Below are 20,732 nucleotides of genomic sequence, written 5' to 3'. Positions count from 1 at the left end.
CGCTCAGAGATGTGTATAAGAGACAGGAGCAACTCCTCGCGGACGTTTTCGAAATCGAGGCGGAGGTCTCGGCCACGCCGCACGGACCGCGCGTGAATCCAATCCGTGCCCGCCACGACGGCGACGAACACACTGCTGGTGACGATACTGCCGAACCGGACCGTGCCGAGGAGGTCGTGGCCGAATAGGGTCGTCAGACCACCGCGAAATCGCGCTCTGTTCCACGGATTCCTGACACAGACGCCGGACTCAGCGTTTGATACTGGATTTTCCGGGTCGGTGAACCGGAACACCTATATAATTTTTAGGCTAGCCTAAAATAATGGCTGACGACACCACTGACAGCGAGTCACCGACGCGGAGGGAGTACGTCAAGTACGGGGGAACGGTTCTCAGTGCCGGGCTGCTTGCGGGATGCACAAGCGATGCCGAACGGGGAGCCGGGCCCACTCCGACGGAGGCCGTAATGGAGACGGATACAACCACTGTGGATGAGTCGTACTCCGTGTCGATGTCACCGATGGGGGCGGTGACGTTCGACTCGCCACCGGAGACTGTCTTCACGAGGCTCACGCACCACGCCGACATGGCGTTCGCGTTGGGGCGTGGGGAGACCGTCACAGCCATGCACGCCCCAGATTACTACAGTGGGCTATGGAACCAGTTCGTCGAACGGCTGCCGGGTGTATCGTTGGACTGGACTGGCCTCTACTCTTCGTGGAAGCCGAGCAAGGAGAAACTGTACGAACTGGACAACGATATCCACCTAGCGGACCCGGCTTGGATCGCCAAACAGGACAACTGGGACCGGGAGGACTTCGCAGAGATCGCCACCAACGTCTCACCGTGGTTCGGCAACTCGCTGAGCGACCGCCACGCCGAACCGCCCTCCGGATGGAGGGACTACGAGTACTACACCCTCTGGGAGCAGTTCGAACTCGTGGCCGAGGCATTTCAGGAGCAGGCCCGCTACGAGGCGCTGGCGGCGATCCACGACGAAATGCGATCGACCATCGACGCGAACTTACCGCCCGAGTCGGAGCGGCCGTCGGCAGTGATGCTCGCCGCGGCTGACCTTGACAAGATCTACGCGTACACTCTTGACAACCCCGGATTCCTGACCGCACACACTCGCCCGTTCGGCGCACGGGACGCCTTCGAGGGCTCGGTCGAGACGAACTCCGTGGTCGACTTCGAAACGCTGCTTGCGGCGGACCCGGACGTCATCTTGCACCTCGGCGGGTTCGATCCGAATACGAGCCTTCCGGAGCGACGGGAAGCGTTCAAATCCGACCCAGTTGGGTCGGAAATCGTGGCCGTACAGAACGACCGGATCTACCCCCAGGGGGCGAGGTATCAGGGCCCGATACTGCATCTCTTCCAACTGGAGATGACCGCAAAGCAACTGTACCCCGAGCAGTTCGGCGAGTGGCCGACGTACACTGGGGGGCCGTATCCTGAGATTCCGCCCGAGGAGCAGCTGTTCGACCGCCAGCGGGTCGCGGACATCGTGAACGGCGATATCTGACCACTATCCGTCTCACACTTACAAACAGGCTGAGTAGCTGTATTGAGATAGTTCGCCTATATCTGGATGAACGGTCTAATACTATAGCGATCATTGTCAGTATATATGGTATATAAGGGTATATCGGTCTGTTTGTCCAGAAAGAATTTATACCACCGTGGCATTCACTCACATATGTTAGTACACGAAGGGAACACGCACTCTTACACCACTGGCTCCGACCGATATTGCCGTCACTGCAACGACGTTGCGCTAGCATACGACCCGTCAGCTGACCGCCCTCGCTGTCGGTCGTGCGGAAAGCTAGTATAGCAGCACCTGTGCATTATAGTTGACTCTCCACAGGACGGCGCACTGACCTCCCCAGAGCTTGGTCCGTACAGATCGCTTTAGAACTAATCGCATAACCTGTAGCGAGGTCTTCCACGGTCTGCGTGGCTGACAGCCAGTACAGGCCGACTACAGCTTGACGAGAACTTTGATGGCTTCGCGCTCATCCATCGCTCGATACCCCTCGGGGACGCCGTCGAGATCGACGGTTTTTGTGAATATCGGTGACGGGTCGAGTGTCCCCTGCAACACGTCGTTCAGCAGGTCGTCGGCGTAGGCGCGAACCGGTGCGACGCCACCGTTGAGCGCGATGTTGTCGCCGAACAGCGAGAACACGTCCAAACCGGAGTCGTCGACGCCATGCGGGACACCGACGTAGCCGACGGTCCCGCCCGGCCGACAGACGTCGATAGCGGTCTCCATCGCCGAGGCCGCACCGACACATTCCAGAACGTGGTTTGCACCGCCGTTGGTCAGGTCGTCCGCGGCGTCCACGGCATCTTGACCACGGGCGGCGACGGTCTCTGTCGCGCCGAACGACTCAGCGAGTTCGAGACGGTCCTCGTGATGTCCCATCGCGATGATGCGTTCCGCCCCGAGACGACGGGCCGCAAGCACGCCACACAGTCCGACGGCCCCGTCGCCGACGACGATACAAGTGTCGCCCTCGCCGACGCCGGCGCTCACCGCCGCGTGGTGACCGGTCCCCATCACGTCCGTCAGCGGGAGAATCGCTTCCAGCGTGTCCTCGTCGTCAGCGTGACGGTCGGGGACCCGGACGAGCGTCCCGTCGGCTTCCGTCGCTCGGACGTACTCTCCCTGGCCGCCGCCGTTGTCGCCACCCCAGGAATCGCCGTTGACACAGGACGTATGCAGCCCTTTCCGGCAGAACTCACACCGGCCACAGCTGATGACGAACGGGGCAAACACCCGGTCGCCGGGCTCGACTGAGCGCACGTCGTCGCCGACTTCCTCGACGATACCCATCGGTTCGTGGCCGACGCGGGACCCTTCCTCTCGGTCACTCTGGCCGCGATAGAACCACAGGTCGGAGCCACAGACGGCGGTGTGGGTCACACGGACAATCGCGTCGGTGGGCGATTCGATTTCCGGCCGCGGGACCTCTTCGACTGTGATCTCACCGGGGCCGCGATAGATGGCTGCGCGCATATGATCGCTTCGGGGCGGTTGTGGAAAACCGTTCTCATGCCTTTGCCATATCCGACTGCACGTTTTATTGGATGGAAACAATTACCAGCGATGGAATATAAATACAGATGCATGACGGATGTTCTCATCGTCGGGGGCGGCCCCGCCGGCCTGAGCGCGGCACTGTTTGCACAGAAAAACGGGCTGGAAACGACAGTCTTCGACACTGACGGGACCTGGATGCACAAAGCGCACCTGTTCAATTATCTCGGGGTGGGCTCCCAAGACGGGTCTGCGTTCATGGAGACTGCCCGGACACAGGTCGACAGCTTCGGCGTCGACAGAAAGCAGGGTACAGAGGTGACCGATGTGCAGCAAACCGATGCCGGATTCGAGGTGGCTACCGAGGACGATACGTACGAAGCGACTTACCTCGTCCTCGCGACGGGGGCCAACCGTGACCTCGCTGAGTCCCTGGGCTGTGACATGACTGACGAGGATACGGTCGACGTGGATGTGACGATGGAGACGAGCGTTGCCGACGCCTACGCCACGGGTGGCATGGTCCGCGCCGAGGAGTGGCAGGCCGTCATCTCCGCCGGTGACGGCGCGGCAGCGGCCCTGAATATTCTCACGAAAGAGAAAGGGGAGCACTTCCACGACTTCGATACGCCCGCCGACGCGGACGCGCTGTTCGGTCCCGAGGAGTAGAATCCGAACCGACTCCAGACGCGTCTATCTCATTGCTAACCACTGAAAACCGTGTTACTGGTCACTGGCCGGCGAGTACAGACTGTATTCGACGGTAGGTAAACTCGGGTCAGGTGCTGCTAAGCAAGTGCGTAATTTGTGGCACTGCCGCCTCTACCACGTCACTACAGTCGGTTTGGAGTCTGAATCCGACCGACAGCATTATCGACTGATTCACTATGGCATCACAGAACCATGTATCCTCTGTGAAGGAGTTCGAGTTCAATATCAGGTTCACTGCGGGTGCCGACCCGCTAATGGACCTGTTTCACGAGTACCCTACGCTACGACTCCGGAACGCCAGATGTACCGTGACCGAAAACGCTATGTGGCGTATCGACCACGTAGACGGTCCCGTTGACGCCATTTCCGCGTTCGATGAGGTGTTTCTCGACGACGAAGGCTGTAACGAGTATCTCGACGAGCACCGCTGTTCCGGGACGCGGGAATATCAGGTTCTCGACCGGCGACCGGCCGCCAGAACTGTATATACGTACCACGCACACATTGACCGGTGTTGTGCAGTACCTGCTATCGTCACTGATTACATCGGGGACGGTGTCGTCTTCGAATCGGAACGCACCGGCAGTACGTATCGGTGGCGGGTGTTGTCGCCGGTCGAAACGTCGCTCGATCCGCTGTTCGATCAGCTCGAATCAACACTCGGAACTGGGGTACAGCTCGATGTCGACCATCTGGGAAACGGTGAACGACGACGAGACAAGGTACAGCCCGTGTTCCCACAGTGACTGCGTAGGGTGCGTATCCATTGTAATAGAATGTAACACAGCTCGATTAAATACGAGGCCGCTAAACCTGACGCCGAAATCAGTGGACCGACCGCTCGTCGCTTTCGTCGATGGCTTCAATCGGGTCGGCGTTGCCAAACGATGGCTCCGGACCGTCCCCAGATGCGGCCCACTCGCAGGCATTGGCGAGGACCTGCTGGACCGTGTTGTTGTGATAAATCGGGTACGTCTCGTGGCCAGGACGGAAGTAGAAGATCCGGCCCGCCCCGCGGCGGTAGCAACACCCTGAACGGAACACCTCACCGCCCTCGAACCAGGAGTTGAACACGAGCGTATCCGGTGCCGGAATGTCGAACCGTTCCCCGTACATCTCGGTCTCCGGAAGTTCGATGTACTCGTCGATACCATCGGCGATGGGATGGCCTGGCTCGACGACCCACAACCGCTCGGTTTCGGCGGCTTCGCGCCATTTCAGACTGCAGGTCGTCCCCATCAATTTGCGGAAAATCTTCGAATAGTGGCCGGAGTGGAGAACGATGAGCCCCATGCCGTCGAGGACCCGCTCTTTCACTCGGGAAACAACCTCGTCGGCAACCTGATCGTGCGCGGCATGGCCCCACCAGGTCAGAACGTCCGTTTCTGCCAGTACGTCCTCGGTGAGGCCGTGTTCGGGCTCCTGGAGCGTCGCGGTTTCCGCGTCGAACCCGCGCTCCTCCAGTGCGGAGGCGATAGCGCCGTGAATCCCGTCGGGATACAGGTCAGCCACCGCTTCGTGTTCCTGCTCGTGGATGTTCTCGTTCCAGACTGTGACGCGTGTCATACTCGTGGTTTCCACCTCCGCCGTAACGGCGTTCGCCAAGCGGCAATCCGTACGCCGAGAGAATGCGATACGTTTCCTTATCCGTGGAGTATTCGCCGGGTTCCTCCACAATCCCGTCATCTGCCTCGGATACCATTCGATGTGACTCGGCGTCAAATGTCTGGCTTGCGTCCACCGCGCGCCAGCACGGCTCCACAGTGGCTATGGCAACAGCAAGGGTGAACGCCGATACGCCCCAACCTCCAACCGTATCCACAGGGCCGTGAATAACGCCCTGACACTGCGGAATACAGACGACTGTAAGCCGCTTCAGATGGAGTACAGTCGTGTGAAACCGCCGCGTAAAGAACTGCTATACCGGTTACACACGACTGTACCCCCTTCCGGACACACATACATGATAAACCGTGTTTTTTGTGCCATCAGGGTTTCTCGCTCCCGTTCCACCGTTATTCTGAGTAGCTGATAATATAAACAGTAGATAGGTATAAATACTCCCTGACAGACGACGTGACTGATGCACCCTACCAGAAACCGCTGTATCGGATGGTTTCGAGCGATAGAGCTGCCTACCGAGGTGGTTCCGAAATGAGAGTGGGATACCTTCGCCCGGTGGACGCTGCTGGGGAAATGGCTCCCGTTCGTCCCGACCGGAAGCCGGGGGTGAGATCCGATGTCTGAGCACACACTGGTGCTCATGGCACTGCTCCCGCTGGCGACGATTGCGGTGTTGATGGTCGGGCTGTACCAGCCGGCAACACGGACAATGCCTATTGCGTGGGCGGTGGCGGCTATCGCCGCCTTCGTCGGCTGGCAGATGACCCCTACGCTGATCGCCGCCGCATCGATACGTGGTGCGCTGACAGCGACCAGAATCCTTGTCATCGTCTTCGGGGCGATACTCCTGCTGTACACGCTGAAACAGTCCGGTGCGTTCGAGGTCATCAACGCAGGGTTCTCTTCGATCAGCGACGACCGGCGTGTCCAGGTCATCCTGCTCGTGTTCCTCATGGGGTCGTTCATTGAGGGCGCGGCCGGCTTCGGGACGCCGGCGGCAATTGTCGGGCCGCTGCTGGTTGGTCTGGGTTTCCCGCCACTGGCTGCAGTGGTCGTTGCGCTCACGGGGAACATCCTCGCAATCACGTTCGGTGCGGTCGGGACGCCGCTGATAATCGGATTGCGTGACGTGGTGTTCGCGGAGGGCACGGGCGCTTCACAGCAGGTGCTTCAGCAGGGCGGCTTCGCGAGCGTCGGTGCGTACGTCGCCCAGATTGGCGTGTGGGCGGCGCTTATCCACGCTATCGTCGGCATTGCCATCCCGTTCATCGGCGTGGCGATGATGACCCGTTTCTTCGGCGAGGAGCGGTCGATCAAGCCGGCGCTCGAAGTCCTGCCGCTGTGTCTGTTCGCATGGGCTTCCTTTGCCATCCCCTACGTCGCGACCGCGTACTTCCTCGGGCCGACGTTCCCGGGACTACTGGGTGCGATGGTCGGGCTGCTCGTCGTCACGACGACGCTCCGGGCCGGCTACTTCCTCCCCGACGACGAATGGGACTTCGGCCCGCAGGCCCAGTGGCCGGACCACTGGGTTGGAAGTATCGAACCCGGTGAGGGCGTTGGTACAACCGCGGGCGGCAGCCGAGAGGGAACTGTCGCGGCCGACGGCGGTACGGCGGACTTCGCCGAGTCCCACTCACAGGACATGTCACTGGGCATGGCCTGGCTGCCGTACATCCTCGTCGCCGCGCTGCTCGTCGTGACTCGCGTCGTCAGCCCGATTCAGGAGTTCCTGTCGACGAACGGAGTTCTGATCTGGAATAACATCCTCGGCACGCCGTTCTCGGAGGGCGTCGAGATGTTCTACCTCCCCGGGAGTCTCTTCGTCCTCGTCGCCGTCATCACGTACGCGCTCCACGGCATGGACACCGACGGTATCAAAGCCTCGTGGAGCGAGGCGCTCCGAAACATCGCGCCGGCCGTCGTCGCGCTGTGGTTCGCGGTCGCGACGGTCATGATCATGCAACGGACCGGCAGTGCCGTCGTGCTGGAGGCCGCACCGACCGACGCTGGGATGCTCGGACTGCTGTCGGAGATCACGGCGAACGGGACCGGCCAGATGTTCCCGTTCTTCTCGGGCTTCATCGGCGCGTTCGGCGCGTTCATCGCCGGCTCGAACACGGTCAGTGACATCCTGTTCGGGCTGTTCCAGTTCCAGGCCGCACAGCAGATCGGCGCGCCGACCCAGATTATCGTCGCCGCGCAGGCTGTCGGCGGCGCAATCGGCAACCTCATCGCCATTCACAACGTGGTCGCCGCCCTCACGGTGGTCGGCCTCATCGGCGAGGAGGGGCGCGTCATCCGCCTCGAACTGATTCCGGTGCTGTACTACGGCGTTGCCACGGGCATACTGACGCTCATCTTGGCCTACGTCGTGGCTCCGGGCGCGTTCTAACCCGACTCACCTACCCACCTACCCTCCACCTACTCCCTATTCATGGCATACGATTCCCGACTCCCCGAGCAACGTGACCCGGCGACAGATCCGAACGCGAACTACGATTACCAGGGCGAAAGCGTCCATAGACCGGACCTCGTGGCGGCCCTGGAGCGCCGCGTGGACGGTGATGTACGCTTCGACACGTACACTCGTGAGCTGTTCGCAACCGACGCGAGCGCGTACGAACAGCTCCCCATCGGCGTCGTCTCGCCGGTCTCGACCGACGACGTGGTCGCGGTGATGGAGTACTGCGACAGGCAGGATATTCCGGTGCTTCCCCGGGGTGGCGGGACCAGTCTCGCCGGGCAGGCCGTCAACGAGGCGGTCGTCCTCGATTTCAAGCGACACATGGACGATGCGCTGTCGGTCGACCCCGAGGCCGAGCGGGCCCGCGCACAGGCCGGCATCACCATCGCTCGACTCAACGACCACCTGGAACCCCACGGGCTGAAGTTCGCGCCGGACCCGGCCTGGGGCGACAAGAGCGTCCTCGGCGGTGCAATCGGGAACAACACGACCGGCGCACACTCGCTGAAATACGGCAAGACGGACGCCTACATCGAGGAGTGTGAGGTCGTCCTCGCTGACGGAACCCGCACGACATTCGGCTGGGTCGATGTCGACGACCTCGAAGCGCGAGCGACCGAGGCCGGCCCGGACGCTGACCTCGAAACCCGGATCTACGCCGAAGTCGCAAAGATCCTTGCAGAAGACGCCGCGGAGATTGACGACAGATATCCGGAGCTCAAACGCAACGTCTCCGGATACAATCTGGACGAACTGGTGGACAACGCCCGGGAACGGGGCGAAGTCAACCTCGCACGCTTGCTCGCCGGGAGTGAAGGGACGCTGGCCGTCGTGACGGAGGCGACAGTCTCGCTCGAACCCGTCCCCGACGCCACGGCCGTTGCCATGCTGACCTACGACGACATCATCTCGGCGATGCGGGACGTGGCCCCGATCCTCGACCACGACCCCTCGGCTGTCGAGGTGATGGACGACGTGCTCCTTGACCTCGCCGCGGAGACGCCGGAGTTCGCCGATGTCGTCGGCATGCTCCCCGAGGAGACGGACTCGACGCTGCTCGTCGAGTTCTACGCCGACTCGGCCGAGGAAGGCGCTCAGAAAGTCGCGGACCTGCTCGCTGACCGACTCCCCGGTTACGACGCCAAAGAGTCCCCGATCGAGGGGGCGACGTCAGTCACTGATGCCCCGGTCCACGCCGTCGACGCGCTGGAGGCTTACGACGCGGACCGGCAGGCGAAGTTCTGGAAGATGCGCAAGGCCGGGCTGCCGATTCTGCTGTCGCGGACCGGCGACGACAAGCACTGGCCGTTCGTCGAGGACACGGCGGTCCCGGCCGAGAACCTCCCGGAGTACGTCGCCGACATCAGGGAACTCTTCGACGAGTACGACACCTTCGCCTCCTACTACGCCCACGCCGGCCCCGGCGTCCTGCACATCAGGCCGCTGTTGAACCTGAAATCCGAGGACGGCATCGAGACGATGGAAGAAATCTCCGACGCTATCACCGACCTCGTCGTCCAGTACGACGGGTCCGTGTCGGGTGAACACGGCGACGGCCGCGCCCGGACCCAGTGGAACCGCAAGCTCTACGGGGACGACCTCTGGGAGACGTTCCGCGATCTGAAGTCAGCGTTCGACCCGGACTGGCGACTGAATCCGGGTAACATCTGTGGCGAGCACGACCCGGCCGAGAACCTCCGGTACGACCCGGACTACGAATTCGACGCTGGCTTCGAACCGACACTCGACTGGGACAACGAAAACGGGTTCCAGGGGATGGTCGAACTCTGTCACGGCTGTGCGGGCTGTACCGGCCACCAGGAAACCACCGGTGGCGTCATGTGTCCGACCTACCGCGCCGCCGAGGAGGAGATCACAAGCACTCGCGGCCGGGCAAACATGCTCCGGTCGGCGATGGACGGTGACCTCCCAGAGGACCCATTCGAGGAGGAGTTCGTCACGGAGGTCCTCGACCTCTGCATCGGCTGTAAAGGCTGTAAAAAGGACTGCCCGAGCGGCGTCGACATGGCGAAGCTCAAGGCCGAGGTGGTCCATGAACACCACCAGCGCGAGGGCATCTCGTTGCGGGACCGACTGTTCGCCAACGTCGAGACAGTGCTCTCGGTCGGAAGCGCGTTCGCCCCGGTGTCGAACTGGCTGATGGATCTGCCGGGGTCGGGACTCCTCATGGAGAAAACAGTCGGCATCACGGACGAACGGACGTTACCCGACTTCCACCGGACCACATTCCGGGACTGGTGGGCTGACCGCGGCGGGGCACTGGTCGCAGCGAGCAGTGCTGACCGGACGGCGCTCTTGCTCGCTGACCCCTACACGAACTACAGCCACCCAGATGTCGGGAAAGCAGCAGTAGAAGTGCTGGAAGCGGCGGGCATCCATGTAGTCGTCCCCGACGACGTAACTGATAGCGGTCGTCCCGCCTTCTCCAAGAGTATGCTGGACCACGCTCGGAAGACCGCGCGGGCGAACGTGGATTCGCTCGCACCGCGAGTCCGCGACGGCTGGGACGTGGTCACCATCGAACCCTCTGACGCGGTGATGTATCAGTCCGACTACCGTGACCTGCTTTCCGGTGACGACGTCGACGCCGTCGCGGAGAATACGTACGGCGTCTGCGAGTATCTCGACACGTACCGGCTGGGAGAGTCGATCTCCTTCGACGCGTCGGGCGACTCGCTGGCGTACCACGGCCACTGCCACCAGAAGGCGACCAAGAAGGACCACCACGCCGTCGGCGTCCTCCGGCGGGCCGGCTACGATGTGGACCCGCTGGATTCGGGCTGCTGTGGCATGGCTGGCTCCTTCGGTTACGAGGCCGAACACTACTCGATGAGCAAGGGCATTGCCGACCTGCTCCTTGGGCAGATAGACGATTCGCCTGCCGAGCAAGTCGTCGCGCCCGGCGCGTCCTGCCGGTCTCAGATCGACGATTTCGGCGACGGCGACGCGGAGCCGCCACATCCCATCGAGATGGTTGCGACAGCAATACGGTAACCGGGTCCGGCGACGTCGCCCGGTTGCGGTCAGAACCCGATCCCGTCTCTTTGCCTGATCGTGACATCGTGCCCGTCCACCGTTGACCGAAGCGCCTGTACGAACGGTTCGGAGTCGAACTGGCCGTGTACTCGAACCGTTGTTGCGGAGCCTGCCCGAGGCTGCGCCGTGATTTTCGGCCGACCGATTCGCCCACCCGTGTGGATATCGACACTGTCGAGTGTGTCGTATGACTGTGTCTCGATCGCTTCGGCGGTTTCGAGGGCTGCAGGGACGCCATCATCGACGACGCGCGACGCGAATGCGGCGGCTCGCTGGTCCGGCGATCCGAACAACAGGTCGACGGGTGTCAGATAGTCGTACTCGACGAAGTAGGCCTGCTCCGTACAGAACAACACGTCGACCAGCCGGAGCGGGTACGAGCCCCGCATCGTGTAATGCAAGTGGACGCGGAGTTCGTCGGTCACGAGAACCACCCTTTCGCAGTGGCCGCGTCAGCGACCGTTCCGTCTGCCGCAACCTTCGCACGTCCTACCCGATACATCGTATACACCTGGACAAGCAGGAAGACCGCCCAGAGGGCGTACCCGCCCGGCGAACTGCCGAGTACGGCTGTCTGGACGGCAAACGCCTGCAATCCCAGCCGTGTCACCAGCCCGGTTCCAATCAGGAGGACGCTGAAATAGCCGAAAAACGCGGCGGCGACCCACATTGCAGCGATCCGACCCCAGCCCGGCATCGTGTGCTCTGGCAGCCGGACCGTGTTGACGAGCTGTACGATGACGATGTACGGCCACATCAACAGACCGGACAGCGCCGCTCCGACGACCAGGAGCCCGAAGGGATCGGATATTGATATCGGAAGGGTGAGTATGAAGATGCCCCAGCCACAGAAGACAGTCAGCAATCCCCAGAACAGCCGCGGCAGGCTCCAGCCCGCCTCCCGACCGTATAGCTCGTAGATGATGTCGGAGCTGTTCCGGACGAACGACTCGATGATCGCGTATTCGGTCGTGAACAGGGCGAGAAACAGCGTGACGTAGATGACGCTCGTCGTGAACCCGCCGACCGACGGCGCGATCTCAATGAGCCACATATCGACCGCGTCGCTCGTCGCACCCGGTGCCTGTGACACCGCGATGACGACCAGTATCGTTGTAACGAGGAGGAGACCCAGCAGGAAGGTCAACAGGTGTTCGAGCTGTGTCACGCGCCACCACCCCCGCCACCGCTTGAGGTTCTGTGTGTCTGGAGTGAACGTGAACCCGTCCTCGTGGACTGTCTCGGGGTCGTCGCCGGCGAAGGGGTTCTTGATTCGGCCCTGGTACCGCCCCATCCCGTAGCCTTTCTCGCGTATCCAGAGGCTCTGTGAGAGGTTGAGGTAGCCGCCCGCGCCAGCGTAGGCCAGCGCCCCGACCAGCACGGCGATGGTCCCGACCGGCGAGTAGTCGCCGACATCCGTCAGACTCCCCGGGACGCTGAACAGCACGTCAACTGACCCGATGAGAACGAACAGCAGCAGCGTGAACGCGATAGACAGCGCCACCAGAACGAGCTGGAGGCTCTCGACGACGTTGTACATCAGCGGCGTCACCTGGTAGGTGATCCAGATGAACACCATGAGCGCGATACCGAACAGTCGCCAGCCGACGATGTTGACGCCAGCGATGTCGTACGTTCCGAGTCCAAGACCCTGTGCGCCGATCTGTGCGGCGCTCGCAGCCCATCCCGGCCAGCCGAGACTGATGAACCCGCCGACCAGCATAGCCAGCGGGAGGACGGGATGGACCCGTTCGAACGCCCGAAACACGCTCTCACCGGTCGCCAGTGTCCACCGCTGTATCTCTGTGTTGATGACAAAGTGGAGACAGACTGCCACGAGGAACAGCCAGTACAGTCCCCACCCGTAGTTGGCGACCAGATGCGGCCAGAATAACGTCTCACCGCTGCCGAGCGACGCCCCCAGCATGATCGCGCTGGGTCCGACGACGTGGCGGAGCTTCGGCACTTTCGGCAACGAGAGTTCTCTGAACCGCCCGCCCGACCCCGTGTCCGGATGGGCATCGCTCTCCGGTGCCACTTCGAGGTTGTCGTACGCGACTGGGGTGTACGATGAGATGGGATACCGCTGCTCTTTGCGAGAGGCGTACACATCCGATGTCTCTGACTCCGCGTCTTCCGCTACGTCCGACTGTTCCGTCGGCTTTTCCTCTGGCATCGGTGAACTCACCCACCGACGTAGTGCCAGACGTGCTCGTGGTCGGCAGCCAGGTCGACCTGTGGGAGGTCTTCGAGCGCGGGTCCGATAGCGTCCCACCACTCGTCAGCGGTCTTGTAGCCCGCCGGGTGCTCCTGAAACACCTCGGTAATGAGTTTCCCAGCATCGGTGTCAGGGTTTTCGCGGAGGTAGTCGTATGCGGCCCGCAGTGCTGCGCGCCGGTCGTCGAGTACGTCCCCCGTCCCCGGCAGGTCCGCGTCGGCGATACTGTGCTCGACCGGCGGCTCTCGTTGCTGCTGTTGTGTGTTCGAGCCGACGAGTTGGGAGAACGGGATCCACCAGACCCGACTCCGTGCGCCGACCTTCCGCGTTTCCAGCTTACCCCGATCGACGAGTACCTCGAGCTTGTTGTGTGCCGTCTTCCGGGAACAGCCGAGCGCGTCCATCACATCGGTTGCGGTCAACGGCTTCGCCTGGTCCGCTCGGTCCTGAAACACCGAGAGCACTCGCTCCGGTGTGAACTCTGCCGTGGACGGTGGCGACCCGTCAGCCCGACCATCGTCCGCGGTATTGCTCATACGTAGCCATTACAGTCGTATGTAATAGACTTTTCTGCATAATCTCCGTTTCGGGAGCAAACGATTTCCCCCGTCTGACGCTCGAGAAGTCCCAATAGTTCACGAAGGCAGGAGTCACTTCTGAGTCGCCCTCCGACAATGGCTGTTGCAGATCTCCCAAATCCGGGCCACTTCCGACAGCAGCCGTGTTCCCGTTGGGCGGTTCCACCTCTTACTCGGCCGGTTCCGGCGGAGGCACCGACTGCTCGGTTTCCACGACTGCACGGTCGGGGAGTTCGGGGTTGGGTGTCCGACCGACCGTCAGCAAGCGCTCGGTGAGTGTCAGCTCCTCCGGACTGGGGCTCGGTTTCTGGACTTCCTCGTAGTCCACGACTACCTGCCCCTCTTCGGCCGTAATGCGGACCGCACAGAGCTGGTAGGAAGGGTAAAACACCGGGGGGAGCAGCCCGATGACACCGTCCCGCCGGTGGAGCCGTTTGAGCCAGGTCCCGGTGTTGACGACCAGGCCACCGTCGACTGACTGCACACTCGGTCGGTGCGTGTGACCGTAGCAAAAGACAACCACGTCTTCCTTTTCCTCGAACACTTCTTGGGCGGCTTCCGTGTACGTCGTCCGGGTATCGACCGTGAGGTCTGTCTCGAAGACGCCAAAGCGGTTGATTGTCTTCTTGATGTCCCGACGCAGGAGATACAACGGGATGCCCACGAGCAACAGGAGCCCGGCCAGCGCCGCATTCACGACCAACAGCACCCAGATGGCGGTCCCGACGGTACCGAACTGGCCCAGAAACGACGTTGTCGTTTCGACCGGTGCCGACCAGACCCCGAGTAGGTTCAACGCCGCCAGAATCGCCAGGATCGCGCTGATGTTGAACAGCAGTAGGAACGGGACGAGTGCGTACCGCAGTAGCGGGTTCATCTCTCGATAGAAGTACTTCGAGAGCATCCACACCGGGACCCGTTCCGTCGGCGTCACCGCCTGTACGTCCTTGAGCCAGTTGTAGCGGCCCCGATCCGAGAGCTGGCCGGCCCGGCTCGTCACGAGCGTGTTGTAGTAGTAGCCAAGCGGCGTCACGTTGGTGTCACCCCAGTCCTCGATGCGGTTGTTGGGGTCCTGCTGATTGCCGTGTTCGAAGTGGATGGCCTTGTCCCCCACCGAGCGGGTAATCGACTTCGACTGGACGAGATTGACGTTGTACGCCGCGAACCGCTCCACGTACTCGTCGTAGGCTGCGAGTTCGTGGTCGTGATTTCCCGGAATCAGGGTTATTTCGATGTTCTCACCGGTCTTTCGCAGCTGCTCGAACAGCGTCGGATAGGTCTCTTCGAGGGCGTCGAACTTCTCCAGTCCCGACATTCCGGTAAACTCCCACAGCCCGAACGCGTCACCGTTAATGAGTAGCTCGGCGTCCTCGTCGGTGGTTTCTAACCGGGCCAGAAAACCAAGCAGTTCGTCGAGGAATTCCACCTCCTCTAGCTGCTCGTCGCCGCCGATGTGAAGGTCGCTGATGACGTAGTAGACACGGTCGTCAGCGGTGCCGTCCATTGAATACGGGTTCTTGACCCACAGACAAAGGCGTTGCTCTCCGGAGAATCACGACGGGAGAACGGGGTATCTGCTGTGACTGTGGGTTATAGCCCTGATCCTACCGGTATCGAACCCTGTTCGATTACAGTTCAAGCACGGCCCGGAATCGCGCTTCGTTGTCGATCATCCGGCCGTAGGCCTCGTTAACGTCCTCAATCGGATAGGTTTCTATTTCTGGCGCGATATCGCGGAGTGAACTGAACTCCAGCGTGTCCTGTGAGTCGCGTGCGTGTCCGGAGGCCCAGCCCTCGACAGCGCCCCGGCTCTGGACGAGCTGCTGTGCGCTCACTTCAACTGGCTCACCGGGGACGCCGACGACGACGACGGAGCCATCGACACCGATGCCGCTGACGATGGAACTGATAGCGTCACTCGACGGTGCTGTCGCCAACACGACGTCGGCCCCACCCAGTTCCTGCAGTCGCTGGCCGGCATCCACATCTGCCGCGTTGATGAAGTGGTCGGCACCTAATTCCTTCGCCAGCGACTCTTTCTCCGGCGTTCGGGAGATGGCGGCTGTCTCGAAGCCGGCCGCGTGAGCGTACTGGATGCCGAGGTGACCGAGGCCGCCGACGCCCTGCACGGCGACCAGATCCCCGACGTTCGCATCGCTGTTGCGGAGCGCGTTGAACGTCGTCACGCCAGCACAGAGCAACGGCGCTGCGGCCGCGGCGTCGAGTGACTCCGGAATCTTCGCGAGCGCTTCCGACGGGGCAGTCATGTACTCGGCGTACCCGCCGTCGTAGCTCAATCCGGTAATTTCACCGTTCTCACATTGGAGGAAGTTCCCCTGTCGACACTGGTCACACGTCGAACAGTGGCCGCCGTGCCAGCCGACGCCGACTCTGTCGCCCACGTCCCAGGTGTCGACAGCATCGCCGACAGCGTCCACGTGGCCAGCCACCTCGTGGCCGGGAATCCGTGGATAGGAGACGACCGGATTGGTCCCCTCTTTCGCGTACACATCGCTGTGACAGATGCCACAGGCGTCGACCGAGATCCGCACTTCGCCGGCGTCCGGCTCGGGTACGTCCCGTTCGACGACCTCGAAGTCTGCCCCTGGCTCAGGCACGACCGCCGCTTGCATTGTGTCTGACATACCGACACTTTCGGCTCGACGCGGATAAGCGGCCAGTTAGCAGACATCTGTGTGGGCGGCAGTGGCTTCTTGACAGAACCGATACGTCCCGTGATAGGCTGTCGATCACGCAATATCCGACCGGAATTCCGGGACGCCGCCGACGCCGACGTCGGGAATCCGGAAGAGCGCGCCGGCCCCGTCACCCTCTGTCGCTCTGTCGCCATCGGTGAGCGCTGTCGTCAGATACAGGTCGGAGTACTCCGGCCCACCGAAGGTCACGGACGAGACTTTGCGTGCCGGGAGGTCGAATTCAGTCACGACCTCGCCGGATGGGGCGTACCGAACGACTTTCCCGCCGTTCCAGCGGGCCGACCAGACGTGGTCGTCCGCGTCGACGGTCATTCCGTCGGGGATACCCTCGTCCGTGGAGCGGTCAATGAACGGACGCTTGTTCGAGAGCGTCCCGGTCGCCCGGTCGTAGTCGAACGCGAATATCCGATTGGCCTCGGACTCGGTGAAATAGAACGTCTCCAGCCCGCTCGAAAAGCCCATGCCGTTCGGGATATCCACGTTCTCGATGACGAGTGAGACAGAGCCGTCGGTGTCGAGTCTGTACAGATCGCCGAGGTGGTCCTCGCCGGGCATAGTTCCACAGAACACCCGTCCGTCGGGGTCAGCGATGACGTCATTGAACCGTGTTTCGGCGTCGATTTCGGCGACGAGGTGTGTCTCACTCTCTCCGGGCACGAGTCGTTCGACCCGCCGCCGGGTAAACAGAAGCAGCGCACCGTCAGACTCGATGGTGTACCCGCCGATGGGAGCACCGTCTGTCTCGTAGGCGACCGCGTGCTCATCGGTTGCGGGGTCGTACTGAAATAGCCGGCCGGCGGGGATGTCTACCCAGTAGAGGCGCTCTTCGTCGGGATGCCACAGCGGTCCTTCGCCTGTGTGAGCGCGTGTGTCAGCGATGCGCTCCGTTCGAGCCATGGGCAGTGTTCTCAACTCAATCCCTTGAGCGTTATTACTGTCTGCCTCCCGAACTTCTTGATGCCGATGTTCAGGACCGGAGCCGCTGGATGCGCTTCTCCGTCGGTGGATGGGTCGAGAACAGCTTCTCGAACAGCCCCTTGTCTGCGTTGAAGATACAGAGGGCGTTCATGCTGTCCTCGATGTTCGATTCCCGTCCCTCGGCACCACGGGAGATTTTTTCGAGCGCGCGGGCCAGCGGTTCCCCTGTCCCGATGGCTCGGCGAGCGTCCGCGTCGGCGACGTACTCCCGATACCGCGAGATAGCCAGCACGAACACCATGACAAGCGCGTTCGCGAGCGACGATGCGACCATCGCCATGATCCAGGAGCCCATGTTTCGCTCGCCGCCGAACAGCACTGCGAAGTACGCGACGTAGCCGACAAGCATCCCGATGGACTGCCCGACGACCATCGTGATGACGTCCCGGTTCTTGATGTGGGCCAGTTCGTGTGCGATGACGCCCTCCAGTTCGTCATCATCCAAGAGTTGCATCAGCTCGCTCGACACGACGACGACACCCGCACCCTTCCGGCCGACGGCGAAGGCATTGGGCACGCCCATGTCCATCACCATCAGCCGCGGCTCCTCGATATTCATGTCTCTGCAGAGGCGCCGGACCATCTGGTGGACGTAGCCGAACCGCTGGTCGTCCGGCATATCCTCCGCGCCGCGGAGCGCCAGCCACTTCCCGAGTTTGTACTGTATCGACGGAACGACGAGGATTCCGACGAGGAGCACCGGGACGAGCGGCAGGCCCAACAGCACCGACAGTGCCGTTCCGGCGAACACGTAGAACGCGAACAGAATCGCACCGACGACAAGCATCCGCAGCTGTAGTCCGAAATCTGTCATACAGTGTCAAATCCGCCCGGCCGTATAAACCGTCTGGCTGATAATGCCGCTCATGTCACTGAGTTTCCCCGCTGATCTAGTGCTTATGGCTTGTGGAGCGCGTAACTCCGTCGCCCATGGGTTTCGAGCGTGAGATACGCCAGCCGCCAGTCGGTCTCCGAACAGAACTGGTGGACGGCGGGGATGACGCCGTTTACGATCTTGTAGTCGTCACCCGTGATGTAGCCGTCATCTGCGACTGCCCGCTGGCTCTCTCTGAGTTCGGCCAGCGTAGCCTCGTACTCGTGGGAACTGTTGATATACACCCAGTCGAGCGAGTCAGTGTCGGTCCCACGGAGCACGGTAATCGGCTCAGCGTCCCGCAGACGAACAGTGCCTCCCTGCCCGCTGAAGCGTCGCTTGACAGCTTGTCGCTCTTGGTCGCTGTCCCACTGATCGACCAGAGAGAGCGTTTCCGGCCGCGTGATTCTGTTGATTGACTCAGCGAACGAACCGTCTCCAGTGCCGAATTCAACAACAGTCCCGCTGGTCGGCAGCTGTTCGAGGAGTGCCGTCCGACGGGGAAGGACTTGTACGTGGTCGAGCTCTGTTGCCGGGAGCGACTCAGGGACGGCTTTCTGTCGGTTTAGAATGGTCGCCGCTGCGGCTCCCTCGGACGTGTCGGGTGGAAACGCGGTCTGGTAAAGCCCGGCAATCAGCGGGTAGAGGCGGTCCGGACAGGACTCAGTGATTGCGCGTTTCACCCGCGGTAGTGGCATTATATTGTCACGATACCGCAACGGAGAGTAAAAGCATGCCGACTCCGGTTCTCTCCGGAGAGCCGAAAACCTATGCGCTTGGGTCCGAAACGGCACTGGCATGTCGTTGCCCCGCTTTGTCCGACGGTTCCGCCCCTACTCTGTCCCGATCTCCCTGTTTGCCGTCGTGACCGCTGTTGTGCTGTTCGTGCCGCCCCTGGTTCTCGGGGAAGCGACCGGACGCACATACGCCCTGACCGTGGCAGTTCTCATCGTCGCGATCTCGTCGGTCCTTCCGTATGCCGTCGCTGTCGGTGTGTTGACCGTCCCGTTCCTCTACACCGGAATCGGTAGCTACGCCGCCCCGGCGGTGCTGCCGACCGACGCAGAGCCGTGCACGCTGACAGCAGCACTCCGGCACGTCATCGCCGGCATCTCGTATGTCGTCGCGGCTACCGCCGTCGGCGCTGTCGGCATCGGTCTCGACTTCGCGGCTTCGAGTGGTTCGGACCCGTTTCCGGCAGTCGGTTTCCTGCCGCTTCCGGCCCTCGGGTTTCCACCGTTTTTGCTGCTCGGCGGCGTGGTCATCGCCGGGGTCTACGTTGTGGTCCAACTGTGGCGATACGGGAGACCGGTGCGAGCCCTGGGTTGGGACACAGTTCTCGGGACGGCCATCCTTGGCGCGTTCCTCGCCGCGTCGCCCATGGTCGCACTCTGGATCTTCGGGTCCTACGGCTTCTGAATCACCCTGTGTTATCTGTAATCGCTGGCTTCTCTGTGGACCATCCGATAGTCGGCGCTACCCGCCGCCTCCCAAACGGGTTAAAGTCACAAGCACTGGTGGTACAATATGACTCAACAGCAGTCCGAAACAGATGGCGGTCCACGAGCGAGCGGTATGCCGATGCTCGGTCTCGGAACGTGGCAGAACGAGGACGCGGAACAGTGTGCCGAGAGCGTCCGAACGGCGCTTGAGGCCGGCTACCGACATATCGACACCGCACAGGCCTACGACAACGAAAGCGCCGTCGGTGACGGTATTGCCGCGGCTGACGTTGACCGTGACGATATCTTCCTGGCGACGAAGGTATGGATCTCGAACCTCTCGCACGACGACGTGATCGAGACGACCGAGGAGAGCCTGGACAAACTCGGCGTCGATTCGGTGGACCTGCTGTACATCCACTGGGCGGCGGGCGAGTACGAACCCGAGGAGACGCTTCCGGCGTTCGACGAACTCGTCGACCGGGGCCTCATCGACAACGTCGGCGTCTCGAACTTCGAACCACACCACGTTGAGACGGCGATGGACGTACTCGATGCACCGGTCTTCGCAAACCAGGTCGAAACGCATCCGTTCCTCCAGCAGTCGGAACTGCGCGAACACGCGGCCGAACAGGACTACGAACTGGTCGCGTATTCCCCGCTGGCACGCGGTGAGGTGTTCGGTCACGATGTCATCGAAGCCATCGCCGACGACCACGACGCCAGCGAAGCGCAGGTCAGCCTCGCGTGGCTCCGCGAGAAGGGCGTGACGGCGATCCCGAAAGCCACGAGTGAAGCCCACATCACCGATAACCTGGCGAGCCTCGACCTGTCCCTGACGGACGCCGAAATCGACCGTATCGACGGTATCGAGACAGTCGACCGACGCGTCGATCCGGACTGGTCGCCCGCCGCTTGGGACTGAACCGGTTTCGGGCTTTCCCGGTAGGATTTGTCGAGACGACTGTCGGTCCGTGACACCACGTCTCCCACAGCCCTCTTCACATTTCGACCCGTT

17 protein-coding genes and 1 pseudogene are annotated in these 20,732 nt (G+C 62.0%); 8 read left to right on the top strand and 10 right to left on the bottom strand.

From position 1 onward, the window contains the following. Together C444_RS21505 and C444_RS19775 are read left to right on the top strand one after the other, a co-directional pair. Positions 1-188 (top strand): annotated as a pseudogene (locus C444_RS21505) (hypothetical protein); the annotation flags it as partial. Between the two features lie 134 nt (positions 189-322). Next, entirely contained in the window at positions 323-1,528 is a 1,206-nt protein-coding gene (locus C444_RS19775; RefSeq protein WP_004594876.1) for an ABC transporter substrate-binding protein, read from the top strand. A gap of 459 nt (positions 1,529-1,987) precedes the next feature. Here the strand turns inward: C444_RS19775 and C444_RS19770 are convergent, their stop codons facing one another. Beyond that, complete coding sequence (locus tag C444_RS19770; protein ID WP_004594875.1) at positions 1,988-3,028, bottom strand: zinc-dependent alcohol dehydrogenase family protein; 1,041 nt, start codon at positions 3,026-3,028, stop codon at positions 1,988-1,990. A gap of 111 nt (positions 3,029-3,139) precedes the next feature. Here C444_RS19770 and C444_RS19765 point away from each other — a divergent pair, with 111 nt between their 5' ends. Together C444_RS19765 and C444_RS19760 are read left to right on the top strand one after the other, a co-directional pair. Beyond that, positions 3,140-3,718, top strand: a complete 579-nt coding sequence (locus C444_RS19765) for an NAD(P)/FAD-dependent oxidoreductase (protein WP_004594874.1) — start codon at positions 3,140-3,142, stop codon at positions 3,716-3,718. Positions 3,719-3,936: 218 nt separating this feature from the next. Then, entirely contained in the window at positions 3,937-4,506 is a 570-nt protein-coding gene (locus tag C444_RS19760) for a hypothetical protein (protein WP_049909640.1), read from the top strand. Between the two features lie 79 nt (positions 4,507-4,585). Here the strand turns inward: C444_RS19760 and C444_RS19755 are convergent, their stop codons facing one another. After that, on the bottom strand, positions 4,586-5,326 hold the full coding sequence (locus C444_RS19755) for a ThuA domain-containing protein (RefSeq protein ID WP_049909658.1): 741 nt from the start codon (positions 5,324-5,326) through the stop codon (positions 4,586-4,588). A gap of 673 nt (positions 5,327-5,999) precedes the next feature. Here C444_RS19755 and C444_RS19750 point away from each other — a divergent pair. Both C444_RS19750 and C444_RS19745 read left to right on the top strand, forming a co-directional pair. Further along, positions 6,000-7,778 (top strand): L-lactate permease, encoded by a 1,779-nt coding sequence (locus C444_RS19750; protein ID WP_004594871.1) that lies wholly within the window; start codon positions 6,000-6,002, stop codon positions 7,776-7,778. Between the two features lie 42 nt (positions 7,779-7,820). Continuing rightward, a complete protein-coding gene (locus C444_RS19745; protein WP_004594870.1) occupies positions 7,821-10,865 on the top strand; it encodes an FAD-binding and (Fe-S)-binding domain-containing protein in 3,045 nt (1,014 codons plus the stop codon). A 29-nt stretch (positions 10,866-10,894) separates the two neighbouring features. Here the strand turns inward: C444_RS19745 and C444_RS19740 are convergent, their stop codons facing one another. The 8 genes from C444_RS19740 to C444_RS19705 form a co-directional block, all read right to left on the bottom strand. Then, positions 10,895-11,341, bottom strand: a complete 447-nt coding sequence (locus C444_RS19740; protein WP_004594869.1) for a hypothetical protein — start codon at positions 11,339-11,341, stop codon at positions 10,895-10,897. Then, positions 11,329-13,083 (bottom strand): Nramp family divalent metal transporter, encoded by a 1,755-nt coding sequence (locus C444_RS19735; protein ID WP_004594868.1) that lies wholly within the window; start codon positions 13,081-13,083, stop codon positions 11,329-11,331. The genes C444_RS19740 and C444_RS19735 overlap by 13 nt, the downstream gene beginning before the upstream one ends. An 8-nt stretch (positions 13,084-13,091) precedes the next feature. Continuing rightward, on the bottom strand, positions 13,092-13,661 hold the full coding sequence (locus C444_RS19730; RefSeq protein WP_004594867.1) for a helix-turn-helix domain-containing protein: 570 nt from the start codon (positions 13,659-13,661) through the stop codon (positions 13,092-13,094). Positions 13,662-13,872: 211 nt separating this feature from the next. After that, positions 13,873-15,207: a metallophosphoesterase gene (locus C444_RS19725; protein ID WP_004594866.1), complete on the bottom strand. Its 1,335-nt coding sequence runs from the start codon at positions 15,205-15,207 to the stop codon at positions 13,873-13,875. A 124-nt stretch (positions 15,208-15,331) separates the two neighbouring features. Continuing rightward, the gene (locus C444_RS19720; RefSeq protein WP_004594865.1) at positions 15,332-16,336 is read right to left on the bottom strand and encodes an alcohol dehydrogenase; all 1,005 of its coding nucleotides are present in this window, start codon (positions 16,334-16,336) and stop codon (positions 15,332-15,334) included. 117 nt (positions 16,337-16,453) lie between these two features. Beyond that, positions 16,454-17,317 (bottom strand): SMP-30/gluconolactonase/LRE family protein, encoded by an 864-nt coding sequence (locus C444_RS19715; protein WP_004594864.1) that lies wholly within the window; start codon positions 17,315-17,317, stop codon positions 16,454-16,456. A gap of 70 nt (positions 17,318-17,387) precedes the next feature. Beyond that, the gene (locus C444_RS19710) at positions 17,388-18,212 is read right to left on the bottom strand and encodes a M48 family metallopeptidase (RefSeq protein WP_004594863.1); all 825 of its coding nucleotides are present in this window, start codon (positions 18,210-18,212) and stop codon (positions 17,388-17,390) included. Between the two features lie 83 nt (positions 18,213-18,295). Further along, a complete protein-coding gene (locus tag C444_RS19705; protein ID WP_004594862.1) occupies positions 18,296-18,970 on the bottom strand; it encodes a class I SAM-dependent methyltransferase in 675 nt (224 codons plus the stop codon). 100 nt (positions 18,971-19,070) lie between these two features. On the opposite strand from C444_RS19705, the gene C444_RS19700 reads away from it, so the two are divergent. After that, positions 19,071-19,691: a hypothetical protein gene (locus tag C444_RS19700; RefSeq protein WP_004594861.1), complete on the top strand. Its 621-nt coding sequence runs from the start codon at positions 19,071-19,073 to the stop codon at positions 19,689-19,691. A gap of 156 nt (positions 19,692-19,847) precedes the next feature. Continuing rightward, positions 19,848-20,639, top strand: a complete 792-nt coding sequence (locus C444_RS19695) for an aldo/keto reductase (protein ID WP_004594860.1) — start codon at positions 19,848-19,850, stop codon at positions 20,637-20,639. Positions 20,640-20,732: the final 93 nt, after the last annotated feature.

The organism is Haloarcula japonica DSM 6131 (genome assembly GCF_000336635.1).
GTDB classification, from domain to species: domain Archaea; phylum Halobacteriota; class Halobacteria; order Halobacteriales; family Haloarculaceae; genus Haloarcula; species Haloarcula japonica.
The sequence above is the reverse complement of the archived record's forward strand: the minus strand, read 5'-3'. Positions and strand labels throughout refer to the sequence as shown.

Bases quoted from the DNA above. Each gene is read 5' to 3' on its own strand.
- C444_RS19715 (WP_004594864.1), bottom strand. From the start codon at position 17,317: ATGGCTCGAACGGAGCGCATCGCTGACACACGCGCTCACACAGGCGAA.
- C444_RS19745 (WP_004594870.1), top strand. From the start codon at position 7,821: ATGGCATACGATTCCCGACTCCCCGAGCAACGTGACCCGGCGACAGAT.
- C444_RS19720 (WP_004594865.1), bottom strand. From the start codon at position 16,336: ATGCAAGCGGCGGTCGTGCCTGAGCCAGGGGCAGACTTCGAGGTCGTC.
- C444_RS19775 (WP_004594876.1), top strand. From the start codon at position 323: ATGGCTGACGACACCACTGACAGCGAGTCACCGACGCGGAGGGAGTAC.
- C444_RS19770 (WP_004594875.1), bottom strand. From the start codon at position 3,028: ATGCGCGCAGCCATCTATCGCGGCCCCGGTGAGATCACAGTCGAAGAG.
- C444_RS19755 (WP_049909658.1), bottom strand. From the start codon at position 5,326: ATGACACGCGTCACAGTCTGGAACGAGAACATCCACGAGCAGGAACAC.
- C444_RS19750 (WP_004594871.1), top strand. From the start codon at position 6,000: ATGTCTGAGCACACACTGGTGCTCATGGCACTGCTCCCGCTGGCGACG.
- C444_RS19700 (WP_004594861.1), top strand. From the start codon at position 19,071: ATGTCGTTGCCCCGCTTTGTCCGACGGTTCCGCCCCTACTCTGTCCCG.
- C444_RS19765 (WP_004594874.1), top strand. From the start codon at position 3,140: ATGACGGATGTTCTCATCGTCGGGGGCGGCCCCGCCGGCCTGAGCGCG.
- C444_RS19695 (WP_004594860.1), top strand. From the start codon at position 19,848: ATGCCGATGCTCGGTCTCGGAACGTGGCAGAACGAGGACGCGGAACAG.
- C444_RS19735 (WP_004594868.1), bottom strand. From the start codon at position 13,083: ATGCCAGAGGAAAAGCCGACGGAACAGTCGGACGTAGCGGAAGACGCG.
- C444_RS19725 (WP_004594866.1), bottom strand. From the start codon at position 15,207: ATGGACGGCACCGCTGACGACCGTGTCTACTACGTCATCAGCGACCTT.
- C444_RS19730 (WP_004594867.1), bottom strand. From the start codon at position 13,661: ATGAGCAATACCGCGGACGATGGTCGGGCTGACGGGTCGCCACCGTCC.
- C444_RS19710 (WP_004594863.1), bottom strand. From the start codon at position 18,212: ATGACAGATTTCGGACTACAGCTGCGGATGCTTGTCGTCGGTGCGATT.
- C444_RS19760 (WP_049909640.1), top strand. From the start codon at position 3,937: ATGGCATCACAGAACCATGTATCCTCTGTGAAGGAGTTCGAGTTCAAT.
- C444_RS19705 (WP_004594862.1), bottom strand. From the start codon at position 18,970: ATGCCACTACCGCGGGTGAAACGCGCAATCACTGAGTCCTGTCCGGAC.